We start from the raw sequence: 14,608 nt of genomic DNA, 5'->3' as shown, positions 1-14,608 counted from the left end.
GATTACCTTTATCAATAAGGGTCCTCACTAGAAACCTCAACATATCAAACTTAACATTTACACACTTATATCGGCAAACAACTCTAAAACTTAAAGTAAATTTTAAGAGAAAAATAAATCTTTGTAGATTTTTTCCTTGAGACTTATCAAGCTTTAAAGTGAGTAATTGTAAAAGCTAACAACTTGTAATTAGTCTTATGTTTTGCATTTTTAAATCTACTTATACCTTTATATCAATATGGATAAGGACGTTTTTTTCATTTTCTATATGCTAAAAAAAGCGAGCCAAATCGACTCGCCTACAAGCTTTTATTTAATTATGAAGCAGTCTCTTCATTCTTTTTTCTAGTCTTTTTCTTTTTTTGTTCGGCAAGAACTAAGGTAGGTGCGATCTTATTCTCTATCGTTTCCTTAGTAACAATACATTTTTTAATATCGTCCCTTGAAGGTATATCATACATCACCTCAAGCATAGCATTTTCAAGTATACTTCTTAGACCTCTTGCTCCTGTTTTTCTATCAATAGCCATTTGTGCAACGGCTTTTAGAGCATCCTCTTCAAACTCTACATCTACTTCATCAAGCTGGAATAATTTCTTATACTGCTTTACTAGAGCATTCTTTGGCTCAACCAATATTTTTACAAGGGCATCTTCATCTAGTTCATGTAAAGACACAACAACAGGTACCCTTCCAACGAACTCTGGAATTAGACCATATTTTAATAAATCTTCTGGTTGTATCTTTTCTAGAATTTTACCTATCTTCATATCAATCTTGCTCTGAACATCAGCTCCAAAGCCCATAGCTTTTTTACCAGTACGCTTTTGTATGATCTTCTCTATACCATCAAAAGCTCCACCGCAAATAAACAGTATATTTCCAGTATCAATTTGTATAAACTCTTGATGTGGATGCTTTCTTCCACCTTGAGGTGGAACACTTGCAACAGTTCCTTCTAATATCTTAAGAAGTGCTTGCTGCACACCTTCACCACTTACATCACGAGTGATGGAAGGATTATCAGTTTTTCTAGCAATTTTATCAATCTCATCTATATAGATAATACCACGTTCAGCCTTTTCAATATCAAAGTCAGCTGCTTGTATTAGCTTTAGAATAATGTTTTCAACATCTTCACCTACATATCCAGCTTCAGTCAATGATGTAGCATCAGCTATAGCAAATGGTACATTCAATATCTTTGCCAGTGTTTGTGCAAGAAGAGTCTTTCCTGACCCTGTAGGACCTAGTAATAATATATTACTCTTTTGCAGCTCTACTTCATCACTCTTAATGTCTTGGTCTATTCTTTTATAATGATTGTATACTGCAACAGCCAAGGCTTTCTTAGCCATATCCTGCCCTATAACATACTGATCTAAAATGTCCTTGATTTCTCTAGGCTTCGGAAGATCAGATGCTACCATATCAAAGTTTTCTTCAAACTCTTCATGAATAATTTCTTGACAAAGCTCTATACATTCATCACATATATATACATTAGGACCAGCTATAAGTCTTTTAACTTGATCCTGTGATTTGCCACAAAAAGAGCATTTTAGCTTGCTTCTGCTTCTGTCATCAAATCTAGACATCGCTACACCTCTCTTGTGTTATTTCCTAGAAGCAATAACTTTATCAATTAATCCATATTTTAAAGCTTCTTCAGGATCCATAAAGTTATCTCTCTCAGTATCTTTTTCTATTGTTTCTAAAGGTTGCCCTGTTCTCTCACTTAATATTTTATTAAGTTTGTCTTTCATTTTTATGATTCTTTCCGCGTGAATTTTTATATCAGTGGCCTGACCCCTCGTACCGCCCAGTGGCTGATGTATCATTATTTCAGCATTAGGTAAAGCGAATCTCTTACCCTTAGTACCAGCAGTAAGTAAAAATGCTCCCATGCTGGCTGCCATTCCTACACAATAAGTCGCAACGTCTGGCTTTATATATTGCATAGTATCATAAATAGCCATACCCGCAGTAATAGAACCTCCAGGGCTGTTTATGTAAAGATGAACATCTTTATCTGGATCTTCTGCCTCTAAAAACATTAGCTGAGCTACAACTAAGCTCGCAGTATGGTCATTTACTTCCTCACCTAAAAATATTATCCTATCTTTAAGTAATCTTGAATAAATATCGTAGGATCTTTCTCCACGATTAGTTTGCTCAACTACTACAGGCACTAAAGCCATATAACCTCACTCCTCACTTCTTATATTAAAATTAGTTAAGCTAGTTTAGCGTTATCTACTAAGAAGTCAATTGTCTTTCTAACTTTAATAGTATTCTTAATATACCCAAAGTTTTCTTCTTTAAAAGTTTCTTTTATTTTTTCTATAGTTGACTTTTGGCTTTCTGCTATTTTTTGAAGTTCTTCTTCTAAGTCTTCATCAGTTGCTTCTATACTTTCTTTTTCTCCAATAGCTTCTAGAGTTAAAGAAGTTTTTACTCTATTGTATGCATCATCTGTCATTTGTTTTCTTAAATCTTCAATTTTACCGCCTGTAAATTGTAAATATTTTTCAAGATCTAATCCTTGATATCTTAATTGGAAATCAAAATCTCTAATCATACTATCTATTTCCGTATCAACCATAGCTTCAGGAATCTCTACTTCTACAGTTTCAACTGCTTTGTCTAGTACCTTTTCTCTTTGCTCTTTTTCAGCTTTATCCTTAGCACTGTCTTCCATCTTAGTTCTTGTATCATTCTTTAATTCTTCTAAAGTTTCAAATTCACTTACATCCTTAGCAAATTCATCATCTAACTCAGGTAATTCTTTAAATTTAATCTCGTTAACCTTAACTTGGAAAACAGCTTCTTTACCAGCTAAATTTTCTGCGTGATATTCTTCTGGGAATGTTACTTTTACTTCTACTTCGTCACCGATATTTGCTCCAATTAATTGTTCTTCAAATCCTGGAATAAATTTACCTGAACCGATAACTAGTGTTTGATTTTCAGCAGTTCCACCTTCAAACTGCTCTTCACCAACAAATCCTTTGTAGTCAATAATAACGTTATCGTCGTTTTGTACAGGTCTATCATCAACACTAACTAATCTTGAATTCATTTCTCTCATTTTTTCTATTTCTGTATCTACATCCTCATCAGTTACATTATACTCAATTTTTTCTACTTCTATACCTTTGTAATCTCCTAGAGTTACCTCAGGCTTTACTGTAACTATAGCTGTAAATACTAAGTCTTTTCCCTTTTCGATTTCTTCAATATCAACGTCCGGTCTATCAACAGGTTCTAAATTATGCTCGTCAATCGCCTTGTCATATTCTACAGGAAGTGCAATATTTATTGCGTCTTCATAGAAAACACCTTCCCCATATTGCATCTCGATCATTTTTCTTGGAGCTTTACCCTTTCTAAATCCAGGTATATTAAATCTCTTTCTGTTTTTTAAGTAAGATTTTTGAACCGCTTTCTCAAAATCTTCAGCACTTACCTTAATCTGTAAAGTAACTTTATTTCCTTCTTTTTTAACCATAGTTGAATCCATTAATATTCTTCCTCCTCTACTGTATTTTAATATTTCCATTATTAACTAATATCGTTAAGTTTAAACTAATATAATCATCCATATGTAATACAAAAAATCAAAATACAAACCCATAAATGCATTATACACAGATAACCAACATCAAAGTCAGAGTTTAAAGTTGGTCTTTAATAATTATATATTAGAATTTTATTAGCCTATCAAGATAATGGAATAGGATTTTTTAGTTGTGCACTAATTACTTAAAAGACCAATGGATTTTCCATTGGTCTAAAGAATTTTTAATATCATCATAGATATTATATCATTATGAAGTTTATTGTAAATACTTTTTTTGCTTTATTTGTTTAAATTACCCCAGATTAAAGTAGCTCTTTTAAAATTTTAGAAATAATGTCATAGGAAAATCCTCTTCTTTGGAGATATGAAGCTAGCTTTCTATAAATAGCATTCCTTTCATCCCCTTTGTATGCTTTCATTTTTTTCTTAGCACATTCAAGGGCTATACTATACTCTTTATCATAGTCTATTTCCTCATCCAGAATTTCATTTATTACTTCTTCATTTACTCCCTTTCTTCCAAGCTCCATTTTTATCCTTCTACTACCATATTTTTTAGATTTTGATAGAATATATTCCTTGGCAAAATCCTCATCATTTATAAGATTATACTCTCTCAGCCATTTAATGGTTTTATCAATCATTTCAGCATCGTATCCTTTTTGCTTCATTTTATCTTCTATTTCTTTTTGACTTCTAGGTCTATAAGATAGGAGTTTTACTGCATACTCATTAGCTTTTTTCTGCTCTTCGGATTTTATTATTTCCTCAAAGTAATCTTTATCAATAACTTTTCCCTCTTCAATATGAAGCTTATAAATTATATCTCTACTTACTCCAATAGCAAATTCATCATTTATATATATAGATACCCTATTCTTATTTCTCTTTTGGGTTTCTAGCTTGGTAATTTTAAGTTCTTTTTCTAACAAGATCCTTCACCGCTTTCCTCATCTACGTAATTTGACAAAAATCACATATATTTTTTATCATCTATGTATAATTATAATAGAAATCTCAATAAAAGGTGATGAATTTGAAAAAAATTGGTATTATAAACTGTTTTAATGTATCTCAGAGGTGTTCTTCTTCTGGATGTTTTAAAGCCGCCTACGCTAAAACAGGCTCCTTTGAAAGATATAAGGATGAAGACATTCAAGTTATTAGCTTTGTTCATTGTAATGGCTGCAGCGATAATTCCGTAGAACAGGTTTTAGCAAGGGCTGAAAGAATGAAAAAAGTAGGGGTTGATGTTATCCACCTATCTACCTGCGTAAAGTCTAAATGTCCCTATTATGATGAGTTCATGGCTAAATTATCGGAAGAGTATGATGTAGTTGGATATTCTCATGGGAAAAAGAAAAAATAATTTAATAGGTTTATACTACTCCGAGGACCTATGATATTTCATTCCTATAATTACTCAAATGAAATATCATAGGCCCTTAAGTTACTACAAAGATCAGATATATGACTTAGTAGCATATAAGGTAATTTAATCCTGAAATAGAAAGTTTACAGCCTCTTTAAACTGTCCATACATTTTGAACCCATTTAAACTCTTTAGACTTTCAGTTAGACTTTGATAATACCATTTTTGATCTTCATACGGGGCATTAAACCTGTCCCAAAGCCTATTTCCCATATCATTACAACCTTTAATCATACTTCTTATATTACTAAGCTTATCTGCACAGGCAATCATCTTTATCTCCATAGATGCATCCTTTAAGTACTCTATTGTGTGTAGCTTCCTATCATACCAGGCTCTATTTCCTCTATCCTCAAGTTCCTCTGAGGCACCAAGAACTAGTTCTAGTATTCTATCTCCAAATACTTCTCTTACTTCTGCTTCCGTTAATTCTGTGTCTTCTAATGTATCATGCAAAATCCCTGCAGCAATCACATCTTCACTACAGCCATTTTCCTGTAGAATCATGGCTACTTCAAAGGGGTGTACTATATATGGAATGTCCGTTACCTTTCTATGCTGGCCTTCATGGGCTTTAGCTGCTATTTCGATGGCTTTATTTATTAGATAGTTAAAATCTTTCATTTAATCAATACCTCCATTATGAGAAGTAGTTGTCTTATTTTATAGTATATATCATTTCCTTAATTAGTATAAAATAATAAAAATCTATAACGCCTCTAAGCACTATTATTCATCAACAGAATTTATAAAAAAAGAATTTGCTAGTGGAATTATATTTACTAATGGTTCTTCATATGGATGGATTCTTTTAATAACATCTAATGCATCATTAACATATTCCTCTTTACATCTTATCTCAATCTTACATTCGGTACCCTCATTGATCTCGTTTTTATCTCCATTAAAGGGGGTTGCACTTTCCAAAGGCCTCCAGTATCCTCTAACATTTGTTATCGACATGACATTATCATAATCTCCAACCCTACATGCCTTTATCTTATTAAGAGCATCCCTTAGAGGAATTATATATTCCTCTGGTACATATATTTCAATTTTAAATTCATCAAAATAAAAGTTCTTCATTAGTTACATCCTTCCATTATAAAGTGAGTCTTACTATCTTATTTTAGTATCAATCTGACTTAATTGAAATATATAATTTTCAAAATTCTATCTTTATATCTATATTTTCCCTTGTAATTACAAACTTTGAACTCCATTTTCTATTTACAAAAACTGATAAGATATTTCTACCCTATCGGTCATTTTTAAGGATAGTAAGACCATCCTTTCTATATTCTATTATATAACCTCAAGAAAACTCAATAATTTTACACAATCCTTAAGCCCCTGGAAATAAAGCATTTCCCTTTCAATCCACTCCATTCTCCCGTGTCTCTCTTTATGTCTTAAAACAAGCTCTCTATCCTCATCATCAAGACAATTAATTATTTTTTCTACTTTTCTGCTTTCCTCAACACTACACCTTAAAAGCTCACTATACTCTTTATCATTGATTCTTAAACTTTTCATTGTTTCCTCGTGTATATCTGAAAATAGCTGTTTTACATGGTTTATGTATTCTGTCGACATTGTTTCCCCTCCCTTTTCCCAATCCCATTAAAATAGTTCAAATCAAATACTTTTCTAAACTTATCCAATTTCTTTAGTCTTTCAATATCCATTCTGCTCTTCATATTTATGTTTAAAATTTCCATTTCTATATTTATTATAGCTGAAATATAAGTGCAATTCGGATTAATAGCCTTATTTCAGCTATAGTATAATTCTTTATAGGATGTTATTGTGAAATAGAAACGAATAATAAGTCTAAAAGAAAATAATGACCTATTGCAAAAGCAGATGGAGGAAATGCCTAGCATTGCTCAAAGAACCTACTCTAGTTATGAGAATGGTAACCACGATATTCCTACACATGCTTTAATAACTCTTGCTAAATACTACAATACAAGCGTTGATTACTTGTTAGGCTTAACTGATAAAGTACAGCCTTATCCCAGATCTAAAGATCACAAATAACAAAGTTTTCTTAGCTAGAATAATTCATATAAAGTTTGAGAACTTCCAAGGTTCTTTGAGCTCCTTGAGCTCCATTAGTTTATTGGCATGTCTACATCGACCGCCAATAGTTTAATGGAGATCTTATTATAATAGACAGGTTTATTATGCCTCTAAGGTACGAACTACTATTAAAAGAAAAGACCAACACAGGGGTTTAGTTCCTATGTTAGTCTAACTAGTTTCTTAGATTCTTATTTGAAGTCATTACCATTGCCTCTAAATTGATTTACTTATTAAACCCCAACATCATATAATTCAATATCGGTTACCTTTAATCTCACATACTCTCCTATTGATTGTGAAATACCCTTGATAATGATACTTATAATACTTTCACCCAATCTTATTACAGTATATCCATCATCATCAATTGACTCAAGTTTGCCAATAATGCAAATTATATTATCAGACTCAATTCTAAATTCTTTCTCTTCTGATAAAAATATGTTATCTCCCCATTCAAACAATTCATCTATTTCTAGTTCAACATGTTTTATTGACCCTAGTGGGGGTACTATACCAAACCATCTTGAATCTAGCTCACCATATTTTGTAACTACTCGAACATATTGGTCGTTTAAAAACTCAATAATCTTAACTTCCATATTTACTTTTGAATCCTCCTTAACGTATTATCAATTGTCATTACGTCATTAACTGAGTCATAGTTCCATCTTATATTAACTCAATGATTAGATTATCTGTCCACACATCATAAAAATGTTTGGACATTGAAAATAATCCCTCAATAATATCTTTCGCTTTAACTTCTATTTTTTCATTAGAAGAATATCCAAATTGAGCAAAACTTGTTAATATAATCTTTGTATCTTTAATCTTTCCATTTCTTATCAAATCACTCACAGTATTCGCGAATGTCTTGATTTTTTCAGGTGGATGTATCATATCCTCCCAATCTTCAAATTCACCGATGAAGTTATCACATTCAAGTTCAACAAATTCATCGTTAGTATAGTCACTAAAATACTCTTTTTTTACTTGCCTTATTTGATTATTATATATCACATCAAAACCTATTTTCTTAAACTGTACCATTAATTCTTCTAGATTCAAATCATTACTATTTAGTTTAAATGACAAGAATTGAGTGCAATCAAAATTTTCATTCATACTCTTAGCTCCTTTGAGTGTCAAGGTGACTAGGTTATCGACACTCTATGCTTTCAAGACAATCCCTCTATTTATACCTGTAAGTCTCTCAATTTGTCTGATCGATAATCAATATTTTTCTTTTAGCTCTTTCAAATACCTTCTTGCTACTTACGTTGTCAACAATCTCGTTCCCTTGACACTCTATCTTTTATCAAATTTCACACTAATAGAATGTTTATCAGCAATTTCATCCATTGCTTCAAAAAATTCTTCACTTTGTAACTCATGAATATTAAACGTAAACTTTTCACTATCTGAATAAATATATATGTTCTTCTTAAAACTTTCAAGCTTAGTTTCTTGAGTAGTTCTTCTAATCTCCATTTGTTTAATTTCTTTCCATAAAAATATCTTCTTCTCTCTATACAAACTAAAAAATTCTACTTTTTCATTATCAATTACAATTTTATAATCTCTGAAAATTATTAATAACATGATAGTTGGTACAACACTACCCACAAAATATGAAATAGGACTATTATCTCTATAAATTAGAATTGCAAAAATAATTAAAGAAATAAATAAATATTTAAAAAGACTTCTAGTTGATGTAAATTCTCTTATCATGTTTCTTCACCACACTCCCTTTTATCAAATTCTATTTACCATACATCATAACCAATAATTTAGGAAGTGTAACTTTTTTATACTTTCTAAATATCAAATCATAGTCTATTTTGAAAGTTCTCTTAGAATATTATTTATATCTGGTGTCATTGTTTTAGGTGAAGCCTTTATTGTCAACACCCCCACCCCCTTGACACTCTCAGGCTCATACATTCAAGGTGCTTAGAACCATTGTACTGTTAGCAATCTCATCATATTGGCATTCTCAAATTCACTCTCCTGCTATCCGTTTAAAATCTTCATCGCTATTAATATAATTACTATCGTTAATATGAGTATTTTATTGAAAATGCTTTCCTCAATAAAATCGCTGACTAATGGAATACCTGCAAACTTTATTGCGTATATCAATAAACACATAATTGGTGTAACAACTAAACTACCTACTAACATAACTTTGAGAAATTCAATATTACTTATTTGGGATAAAGTGTTGATATTAATAAATGCCGCAACAATTATTGCTAACATATAGCCATAAAGTAAATTTCTAAAAAAGTTCTTCAACTTATCACCTTCCCTTAAATACCCTATTAAAGATATCTATAGTTTTATCCTTAGCATTATCGTATATAGATTTTATATTGAACAGGAAGGAAAAGGGGTCAGACTTTTATAATTTTATTATTTTGGATTAGCTTATTCTTATCATCAGATAATATATCAAAACCATCGATTCAGCTAAAAGTGTCAAAGGGACGGGGTTATCGACACTCGAAATAGTAATGACACAAGATTTAAAGTTACAACTTTATTTCTGACTTCCATAAGCAACAAGTCTTTAGTTTCACTTGCTGCTTTAATAATATTCAATTCCCATGTAGAATATTTACCCACAAATTTATATTTAGTCAGAATTTCTTTCCTCTCTTTTTTCAATAAATCATATAGTTTAGATTTTTCATTTAACAAACAGACTAAAGTTAGTATTAGCTGAGGTATAACTAGAAAATCAATGCTTTTATAACCATACATTCTAATTATGATTACAACTATGTCTAAGACTATTAATAACGAAATATACTTTATAGTATACTTTCTTATATTTATCATTTCCCTCCCACCTTTACAATGCATTTAAACGATTTTCATCAAATAAGAAACTTGGAGCTTGTCACCTTACTCTTTTTTTCGTAAAGCCAATACCTACATTGTCAAGAACCCCGTCCCCTTGACACTCAACTATGTTGGCCTAGGCAGTTTAGCTAATTCTCTATGAGTAATTAGAGCAATCACGACAGGTACTAAGAATAGCTTTATTAGGTAGTAAATCTTTATTAATCATATATTTCCATATCAACTTCAATGTTTATAATTTCTCCATTCTCTTTTATTTTTATTGCTTCGTATGGATTTATACTATCCCCACTAATAACAACATAACATCCAATAAGTTTACTTAATTTCTGTAGCAATGTATATTTATTATCATCTAATATCATTGTATCATCTAATACATAAACTTCTAATCTCATTTGTTTATTCTTAATTATACTTTTTAAACATACTACTTTTAGACCACTACTAATCTCCAAAAACTGCTCAATGTTATTAACAATCTCTATATCTTCACTTTTTATATGGAATATCTCAACAAGAGCATTTTTAAGTTCATCCTTATCAATTACTTTTTCTAAAATCATATCCTCCCACATCATCATTCTAACCCCATTATGTCTAATATTTTTTCTTTAGTATCTGCATCAACTTTCATATTATTTAAAATCATGTTTGCTTTTTCAGTGTTGCCAAATTGAATATAAATTCCCATAGCTTTATATTCAATTCTATTTAATTGATGGAATCCATCTCCTGAGATAGGGTATAATGTAGTATTGTCAACAACCCCGTCCCCTTGACATTCGTTTCTTCAATTACCAAAACTTCTGGTGAACCAAATCGGTGATATTGAATCGCTTTCATCTTATTCACTCCATTTCTCTTATTTAATATTCTATATATATAGATTCCAGTCAAAGCTTTATTTAATATATATTAAAATTTACTTGGAACTCTCTATATTAAAATTTTATTTGATATTATTATAGCCATATTATTTGGTTTTTTCATTGACTTAAATCAATATTACTAAATAAAATTGTCTTCAACATAACAGTAACTATTACATTGAAGACATTAGAACTTTAAATGGTGTTCAGATCACTATATAATGAGCTCAAAAACATCAGCACTATCCATCTAATGAGTGGTACCGATTTATGTACTTTATCCGTGTTATCTCATATACATTAGATGTGTCAAAGGAACGGGATTATCGACACTCTATGCTTTCAAGACAATCCCTCTATTGAAGTGTTCGTGCACTTACTCCTACCAACTTTGACACTTGCTTTACTTTAATAGCTCATTATCTCACCACCTGTATATCCTTTTGTAATCTATTACGCAACGTTAAAGTCACTATTTTTTATTCAGCAAATTTATCTTCCTATTTCTTCTTTAGCCTTTTTACTTGAGTGAATTGCAGTTATAAAATCATTTAATTTTACTTTACATGTATAACCTTCTCTTTCAAGGGCCATGGAACTTGCATTAACAATTATATTGAGAATATCTCCTCCTGAAAGCCCATCTGTTTCAATGATTATACACTCCCAGTCATTTTTTGAAAGCTGTATAGGAAGTTTTTTAGGGATTAGTTTTTCAAAAAGCATTTCTCTGGATCTCTTATCAGGCAATGGCATTTCTATGTGCCCCAAAATACGCCTAACAAATGCAGAATCATAGTTTGATGCAAAGTTAGTTGCAAAAATAGTTATGCCCGAGAAATTGTCAAGCTCTAATAACATTACTGAACGGCTGACATTCACTGCATGATCTGTACTTTGAGTTATATTTGATAATCTTTTTCCAAGGATAGAATCTGCTTCATCAAAGAATAATACAGCATTTGTTTCCTTAGCCTTTTGAAAAACAGCTTTAATATTTTTTGGTGTTTCTCCTACAAATTTAGATTCTATCTCTGCATAGTTCGCCCTAATAATGTCCCTGTTAAGCTCATTAGCTATTGCTTCGGCAGTAAAGCTCTTCCCCGTTCCCGGAGGACCATATAAGTTTATTGCAGTACGTCCCCCCGTAGGGTCAACTTCCTTTATTCCAAAGTCATCATATAGTACGTCATGATATTTAATCTTTGCAAGTAAGCTTGCCAGCTGCATTTTAATTTTCTCCGAAACAACCAAATCCTCTAATCGGCGCTTCGGCTTTTCAACTGTAAACATATTCATCCTTTTATTAATATCATTTTCTATTGTCCTCTGGTTGCCTTTTACAGGTGGTGCTACATATCTCGCCTCAGATTGTGGCCTAAAATTTTGTCTATTTTTATTTTCTGTATTTATCTTATCCATTTCAATATCTCCTTGTCTTTAATTTACTCTTCAAGAACTTCATATTGACTTTCAAGCCATCGCATCTCTAGTTCATCAACATAACAATTTATAGAGCCTTGAAGGAAGTCTGGAAGTTCTGGATCTATAGCTTCAAAAAATTTTCTAAATTCAGGGTCATAGGTATAAACGTCACCAAGCCCTCTTAACACCTCTAAAGATGGCTCGTAAAAGTAGCATATAAATTGGTGCCATTTTATTAAAATATCCTGAATTAACTGACTCTCTGCTCCTAACTGCATGTTATCAGCCAATTCCTGAAATATTGAACGACATTCTTCCTTTATCAACTCTCTTTTATCCTTACCATAGCTATTCCAACGTTGTGTAGATTCTATAACTCTATCTTTTCCCCATTGGCTCATTGCCTCATTTTCATACCTTTGCTTCTCCTCAGGTAAATTATTATGTTTTCTATTTTTCTTCATACTAATCACTCCATTATTCTTAGAAATATTAATTTGGGCCTAACTTATCGGCTGAATATTATTATAGACTATCACGTTACGTTAGGGTCAATAGTTCTTTTACTATTTTTATTTTATAGTCAAAGTAGCTTCGGTCCTACAGGGTCACTCTCCCCCCTCTGCTCTCAAGATAGGATAAGTTTACAGCATAAACAAATGTACCTGCATGCGTTGTCAATAACCCCGTCCCCTTGACACTCCTTCTCCGTTATATTCCATTTCACTAGGGTTGATTTTAATCAAAAGAAAAGACCAACACAGGGGTTAGTTCCTATGTTGGTCTAGTTAACTTTGCTAAAACTTGTACTAAGTCAATTAATCGTTACTATCAACTCCATAGACTCTCAATTGATTAGTCTATATCTATTTTTTATCTTGTAAAATACCTTAATAAGAAGAATACAAATACAATAAGTGGCGCAAATATAAGAACAACTATATAGTTCTGATCTCCTATAGCTATTGATACTAGTATTAACATAAAAACTAATATCAAAGCATTAAAGAATTTTCGTACTCTCAACTTGGCTTTTTGATTTGACATTTTTACTTTTTCTAAAGTAATATAATCAGCACTATTAGTTTCAAGTTCTATATAATCCTCATTTAACTCAGTATTCTTCTTTAGCCCCTTTAAGGTATATTTACGTTTACATATTTTACATTCATAAATAAGAGTATTTTCATATATTTCTTCTAGCATGAGATTCATCTTTTTCTCAGTACTTCTTTTAGTCCCTTTATAATATTTATGTGTATATCTACTTAAATTCTGGTTCCCACAATGAGGGCACTTTTTTTTGTTAAAGAAAAATATAAGCAATTCTTCAAAGGTAAATTTAAACTCATTTTTTTTCATTTATTCGTTTTTCCTTTCCAAGAAATTTATCCATTTAGTTGTAATGAATCTTAATATCACACAGAAATGTCAAGGAAATGTCAAGGGGACGGGGTTATCGACACTCCAATAACTCTTTTTTACTATCTATACTTAAAAAATGCTATTGTTAAAATCATATCAAATACTAAGATAATCATTATTCTTTCTTTTACACTTGAATTATGAGAAAACCTAAACCATGTACCAATTGATGCAATACATAAAATACCTATCAACACTAATACACTCATTAATATTCCCCCTATTGATTTTTACTTAGACAACTCTTCAAGTCTTTCTTTAATTGTTCTATTGGTTCTTCATTATATTGTCAACAACCCCGTCCCCTTGACTCTCTAGGCACTTGATCTCCACCAGTTAATACATTACCAATTCAACCGCTTTATTATGGCTTGCTATCAACTTTCTTAAGTTCCTGGAATTAACTACTATTGGATTTAACGATTTAATCTCATTTATAAATTCACTAGTCACTTTTAAAATAACATCATAAAACACTCTTTTACTTACATTATCATTCCATAAAGTTTCAATATGATTTTGGGGCGACTTTTCAATATGACTTGGCACTATTTTCTGGTGTTCAACTCTAGTACGAGTCACCTTAATTCTTTCATTGTATGAGTAAAATTCTAACCACAAGTTATTAGTATCAGGTTCATATATAGTGGCAAAGTTATATTTTTCTATATAGATTATTGCTTCATTCAATAATCGTAGCCATGTTACAATAAACTCCCCATCATAAGGAATATCAATGTCCACAAATCCAATACTATTATTAGTAAAGGAAAGTTGAATTTGCCCTACAACTGTATCCATGTCATTTTCAAAATCTCTGAAATCTTTTATACTTGATAACCTTTCTTTTTCATCGTCAAGCACTAAATAGTTGATATAAAACATTCTATACCTCCTAATAACCAGAAT

Annotated in this window: 21 protein-coding genes; 2 read left to right on the top strand and 19 right to left on the bottom strand. The window is 31.2% G+C overall.

Features of this window, described 5'->3' with window-relative positions:
• Positions 1-317: 317 nt before the first annotated feature.
• From clpX to R9X47_RS22860, 4 genes are all read right to left on the bottom strand, one after another.
• Positions 318-1,598: an ATP-dependent Clp protease ATP-binding subunit ClpX gene (clpX, locus tag R9X47_RS22875; protein ID WP_432663400.1), complete on the bottom strand. Its 1,281-nt coding sequence runs from the start codon at positions 1,596-1,598 to the stop codon at positions 318-320.
• 18 nt (positions 1,599-1,616) lie between these two features.
• Positions 1,617-2,201: an ATP-dependent Clp endopeptidase proteolytic subunit ClpP gene (gene clpP / locus R9X47_RS22870; protein WP_432663399.1), complete on the bottom strand. Its 585-nt coding sequence runs from the start codon at positions 2,199-2,201 to the stop codon at positions 1,617-1,619.
• A 35-nt stretch (positions 2,202-2,236) separates the two neighbouring features.
• Entirely contained in the window at positions 2,237-3,523 is a 1,287-nt protein-coding gene (gene tig / locus R9X47_RS22865; protein ID WP_432663398.1) for a trigger factor, read from the bottom strand.
• Between the two features lie 362 nt (positions 3,524-3,885).
• Positions 3,886-4,515: a regulatory protein RecX gene (locus R9X47_RS22860; RefSeq protein WP_432663397.1), complete on the bottom strand. Its 630-nt coding sequence runs from the start codon at positions 4,513-4,515 to the stop codon at positions 3,886-3,888.
• Positions 4,516-4,619: 104 nt separating this feature from the next.
• Between R9X47_RS22860 and R9X47_RS22855 the strand changes: the two genes are divergently transcribed.
• The gene (locus tag R9X47_RS22855; RefSeq protein ID WP_432663396.1) at positions 4,620-4,952 is read left to right on the top strand and encodes a CGGC domain-containing protein; all 333 of its coding nucleotides are present in this window, start codon (positions 4,620-4,622) and stop codon (positions 4,950-4,952) included.
• 126 nt (positions 4,953-5,078) lie between these two features.
• Here R9X47_RS22855 and R9X47_RS22850 read toward each other — a convergent pair whose 3' ends face one another.
• From R9X47_RS22850 to R9X47_RS22840, 3 genes are all read right to left on the bottom strand, one after another.
• Positions 5,079-5,639, bottom strand: a complete 561-nt coding sequence (locus R9X47_RS22850; protein ID WP_432663395.1) for an HD domain-containing protein — start codon at positions 5,637-5,639, stop codon at positions 5,079-5,081.
• 105 nt (positions 5,640-5,744) lie between these two features.
• Positions 5,745-6,101 carry a cytochrome C biogenesis protein gene (locus tag R9X47_RS22845; protein ID WP_432663394.1) on the bottom strand — a complete coding sequence of 119 codons (357 nt, stop codon included), beginning with the start codon at positions 6,099-6,101 and terminating at the stop codon, positions 5,745-5,747.
• Positions 6,102-6,320: 219 nt separating this feature from the next.
• Positions 6,321-6,611, bottom strand: a complete 291-nt coding sequence (locus R9X47_RS22840) for a hypothetical protein (protein WP_432663393.1) — start codon at positions 6,609-6,611, stop codon at positions 6,321-6,323.
• A gap of 279 nt (positions 6,612-6,890) precedes the next feature.
• Between R9X47_RS22840 and R9X47_RS22835 the strand changes: the two genes are divergently transcribed.
• Positions 6,891-7,058 (top strand): helix-turn-helix domain-containing protein, encoded by a 168-nt coding sequence (locus R9X47_RS22835; protein ID WP_432663392.1) that lies wholly within the window; start codon positions 6,891-6,893, stop codon positions 7,056-7,058.
• A gap of 275 nt (positions 7,059-7,333) precedes the next feature.
• Here the strand turns inward: R9X47_RS22835 and R9X47_RS22830 are convergent, their stop codons facing one another.
• The 12 genes from R9X47_RS22830 to R9X47_RS22775 form a co-directional block, all read right to left on the bottom strand.
• Positions 7,334-7,705, bottom strand: a complete 372-nt coding sequence (locus tag R9X47_RS22830) for a hypothetical protein (protein ID WP_432663391.1) — start codon at positions 7,703-7,705, stop codon at positions 7,334-7,336.
• A gap of 70 nt (positions 7,706-7,775) precedes the next feature.
• Positions 7,776-8,231 (bottom strand): hypothetical protein, encoded by a 456-nt coding sequence (locus R9X47_RS22825; RefSeq protein WP_432663390.1) that lies wholly within the window; start codon positions 8,229-8,231, stop codon positions 7,776-7,778.
• 183 nt (positions 8,232-8,414) lie between these two features.
• Positions 8,415-8,840, bottom strand: coding sequence for a hypothetical protein (locus R9X47_RS22820; RefSeq protein ID WP_432663389.1), 426 nt, complete (start codon positions 8,838-8,840; stop codon positions 8,415-8,417).
• Between the two features lie 282 nt (positions 8,841-9,122).
• Positions 9,123-9,407 carry a hypothetical protein gene (locus R9X47_RS22815; protein ID WP_432663388.1) on the bottom strand — a complete coding sequence of 95 codons (285 nt, stop codon included), beginning with the start codon at positions 9,405-9,407 and terminating at the stop codon, positions 9,123-9,125.
• A 183-nt stretch (positions 9,408-9,590) separates the two neighbouring features.
• Positions 9,591-9,953, bottom strand: a complete 363-nt coding sequence (locus R9X47_RS22810; protein WP_432663387.1) for a hypothetical protein — start codon at positions 9,951-9,953, stop codon at positions 9,591-9,593.
• 224 nt (positions 9,954-10,177) lie between these two features.
• Positions 10,178-10,561 (bottom strand): hypothetical protein, encoded by a 384-nt coding sequence (locus R9X47_RS22805; RefSeq protein WP_432663386.1) that lies wholly within the window; start codon positions 10,559-10,561, stop codon positions 10,178-10,180.
• Between the two features lie 130 nt (positions 10,562-10,691).
• Positions 10,692-10,823 carry a hypothetical protein gene (locus R9X47_RS22800; RefSeq protein WP_432663385.1) on the bottom strand — a complete coding sequence of 44 codons (132 nt, stop codon included), beginning with the start codon at positions 10,821-10,823 and terminating at the stop codon, positions 10,692-10,694.
• 518 nt (positions 10,824-11,341) lie between these two features.
• Complete coding sequence (locus tag R9X47_RS22795; protein WP_432663384.1) at positions 11,342-12,271, bottom strand: ATP-binding protein; 930 nt, start codon at positions 12,269-12,271, stop codon at positions 11,342-11,344.
• A gap of 23 nt (positions 12,272-12,294) precedes the next feature.
• On the bottom strand, positions 12,295-12,738 hold the full coding sequence (locus tag R9X47_RS22790; RefSeq protein WP_432663383.1) for a TipAS antibiotic-recognition domain-containing protein: 444 nt from the start codon (positions 12,736-12,738) through the stop codon (positions 12,295-12,297).
• Positions 12,739-13,147: 409 nt separating this feature from the next.
• Positions 13,148-13,636, bottom strand: coding sequence for a hypothetical protein (locus R9X47_RS22785; RefSeq protein ID WP_432663382.1), 489 nt, complete (start codon positions 13,634-13,636; stop codon positions 13,148-13,150).
• A gap of 122 nt (positions 13,637-13,758) precedes the next feature.
• Positions 13,759-13,908 carry a hypothetical protein gene (locus R9X47_RS22780; RefSeq protein ID WP_432663381.1) on the bottom strand — a complete coding sequence of 50 codons (150 nt, stop codon included), beginning with the start codon at positions 13,906-13,908 and terminating at the stop codon, positions 13,759-13,761.
• A gap of 127 nt (positions 13,909-14,035) precedes the next feature.
• Positions 14,036-14,584, bottom strand: coding sequence for a hypothetical protein (locus R9X47_RS22775; RefSeq protein ID WP_432663380.1), 549 nt, complete (start codon positions 14,582-14,584; stop codon positions 14,036-14,038).
• Positions 14,585-14,608: the final 24 nt, after the last annotated feature.

The organism is Wukongibacter baidiensis (genome assembly GCF_050888315.1).
Classification (GTDB): Bacteria; Bacillota; Clostridia; order Peptostreptococcales; family Caminicellaceae; genus Wukongibacter; species Wukongibacter baidiensis.
This window is presented reverse-complemented; position numbering and strand designations above follow the sequence as displayed.

Excerpts from the sequence above, each read along its gene's own strand:
- R9X47_RS22775 (WP_432663380.1), bottom strand. The coding sequence starts at position 14,584 with ATGTTTTATATCAACTATTTAGTGCTTGACGATGAAAAAGAAAGGTTA.
- R9X47_RS22825 (WP_432663390.1), bottom strand. The coding sequence starts at position 8,231 with ATGAATGAAAATTTTGATTGCACTCAATTCTTGTCATTTAAACTAAAT.
- clpP (WP_432663399.1), bottom strand. The coding sequence starts at position 2,201 with ATGGCTTTAGTGCCTGTAGTAGTTGAGCAAACTAATCGTGGAGAAAGA.
- R9X47_RS22820 (WP_432663389.1), bottom strand. The coding sequence starts at position 8,840 with ATGATAAGAGAATTTACATCAACTAGAAGTCTTTTTAAATATTTATTT.
- R9X47_RS22840 (WP_432663393.1), bottom strand. The coding sequence starts at position 6,611 with ATGTCGACAGAATACATAAACCATGTAAAACAGCTATTTTCAGATATA.
- R9X47_RS22795 (WP_432663384.1), bottom strand. The coding sequence starts at position 12,271 with ATGGATAAGATAAATACAGAAAATAAAAATAGACAAAATTTTAGGCCA.
- tig (WP_432663398.1), bottom strand. The coding sequence starts at position 3,523 with ATGGATTCAACTATGGTTAAAAAAGAAGGAAATAAAGTTACTTTACAG.
- R9X47_RS22835 (WP_432663392.1), top strand. The coding sequence starts at position 6,891 with ATGCCTAGCATTGCTCAAAGAACCTACTCTAGTTATGAGAATGGTAAC.
- R9X47_RS22810 (WP_432663387.1), bottom strand. The coding sequence starts at position 9,953 with ATGATAAATATAAGAAAGTATACTATAAAGTATATTTCGTTATTAATA.
- clpX (WP_432663400.1), bottom strand. The coding sequence starts at position 1,598 with ATGTCTAGATTTGATGACAGAAGCAGAAGCAAGCTAAAATGCTCTTTT.
- R9X47_RS22790 (WP_432663383.1), bottom strand. The coding sequence starts at position 12,738 with ATGAAGAAAAATAGAAAACATAATAATTTACCTGAGGAGAAGCAAAGG.
- R9X47_RS22785 (WP_432663382.1), bottom strand. The coding sequence starts at position 13,636 with ATGAAAAAAAATGAGTTTAAATTTACCTTTGAAGAATTGCTTATATTT.
- R9X47_RS22845 (WP_432663394.1), bottom strand. The coding sequence starts at position 6,101 with ATGAAGAACTTTTATTTTGATGAATTTAAAATTGAAATATATGTACCA.
- R9X47_RS22780 (WP_432663381.1), bottom strand. The coding sequence starts at position 13,908 with ATGAGTGTATTAGTGTTGATAGGTATTTTATGTATTGCATCAATTGGT.
- R9X47_RS22830 (WP_432663391.1), bottom strand. The coding sequence starts at position 7,705 with ATGGAAGTTAAGATTATTGAGTTTTTAAACGACCAATATGTTCGAGTA.
- R9X47_RS22800 (WP_432663385.1), bottom strand. The coding sequence starts at position 10,823 with ATGAAAGCGATTCAATATCACCGATTTGGTTCACCAGAAGTTTTGGTA.
- R9X47_RS22805 (WP_432663386.1), bottom strand. The coding sequence starts at position 10,561 with ATGATGATGTGGGAGGATATGATTTTAGAAAAAGTAATTGATAAGGAT.
- R9X47_RS22850 (WP_432663395.1), bottom strand. The coding sequence starts at position 5,639 with ATGAAAGATTTTAACTATCTAATAAATAAAGCCATCGAAATAGCAGCT.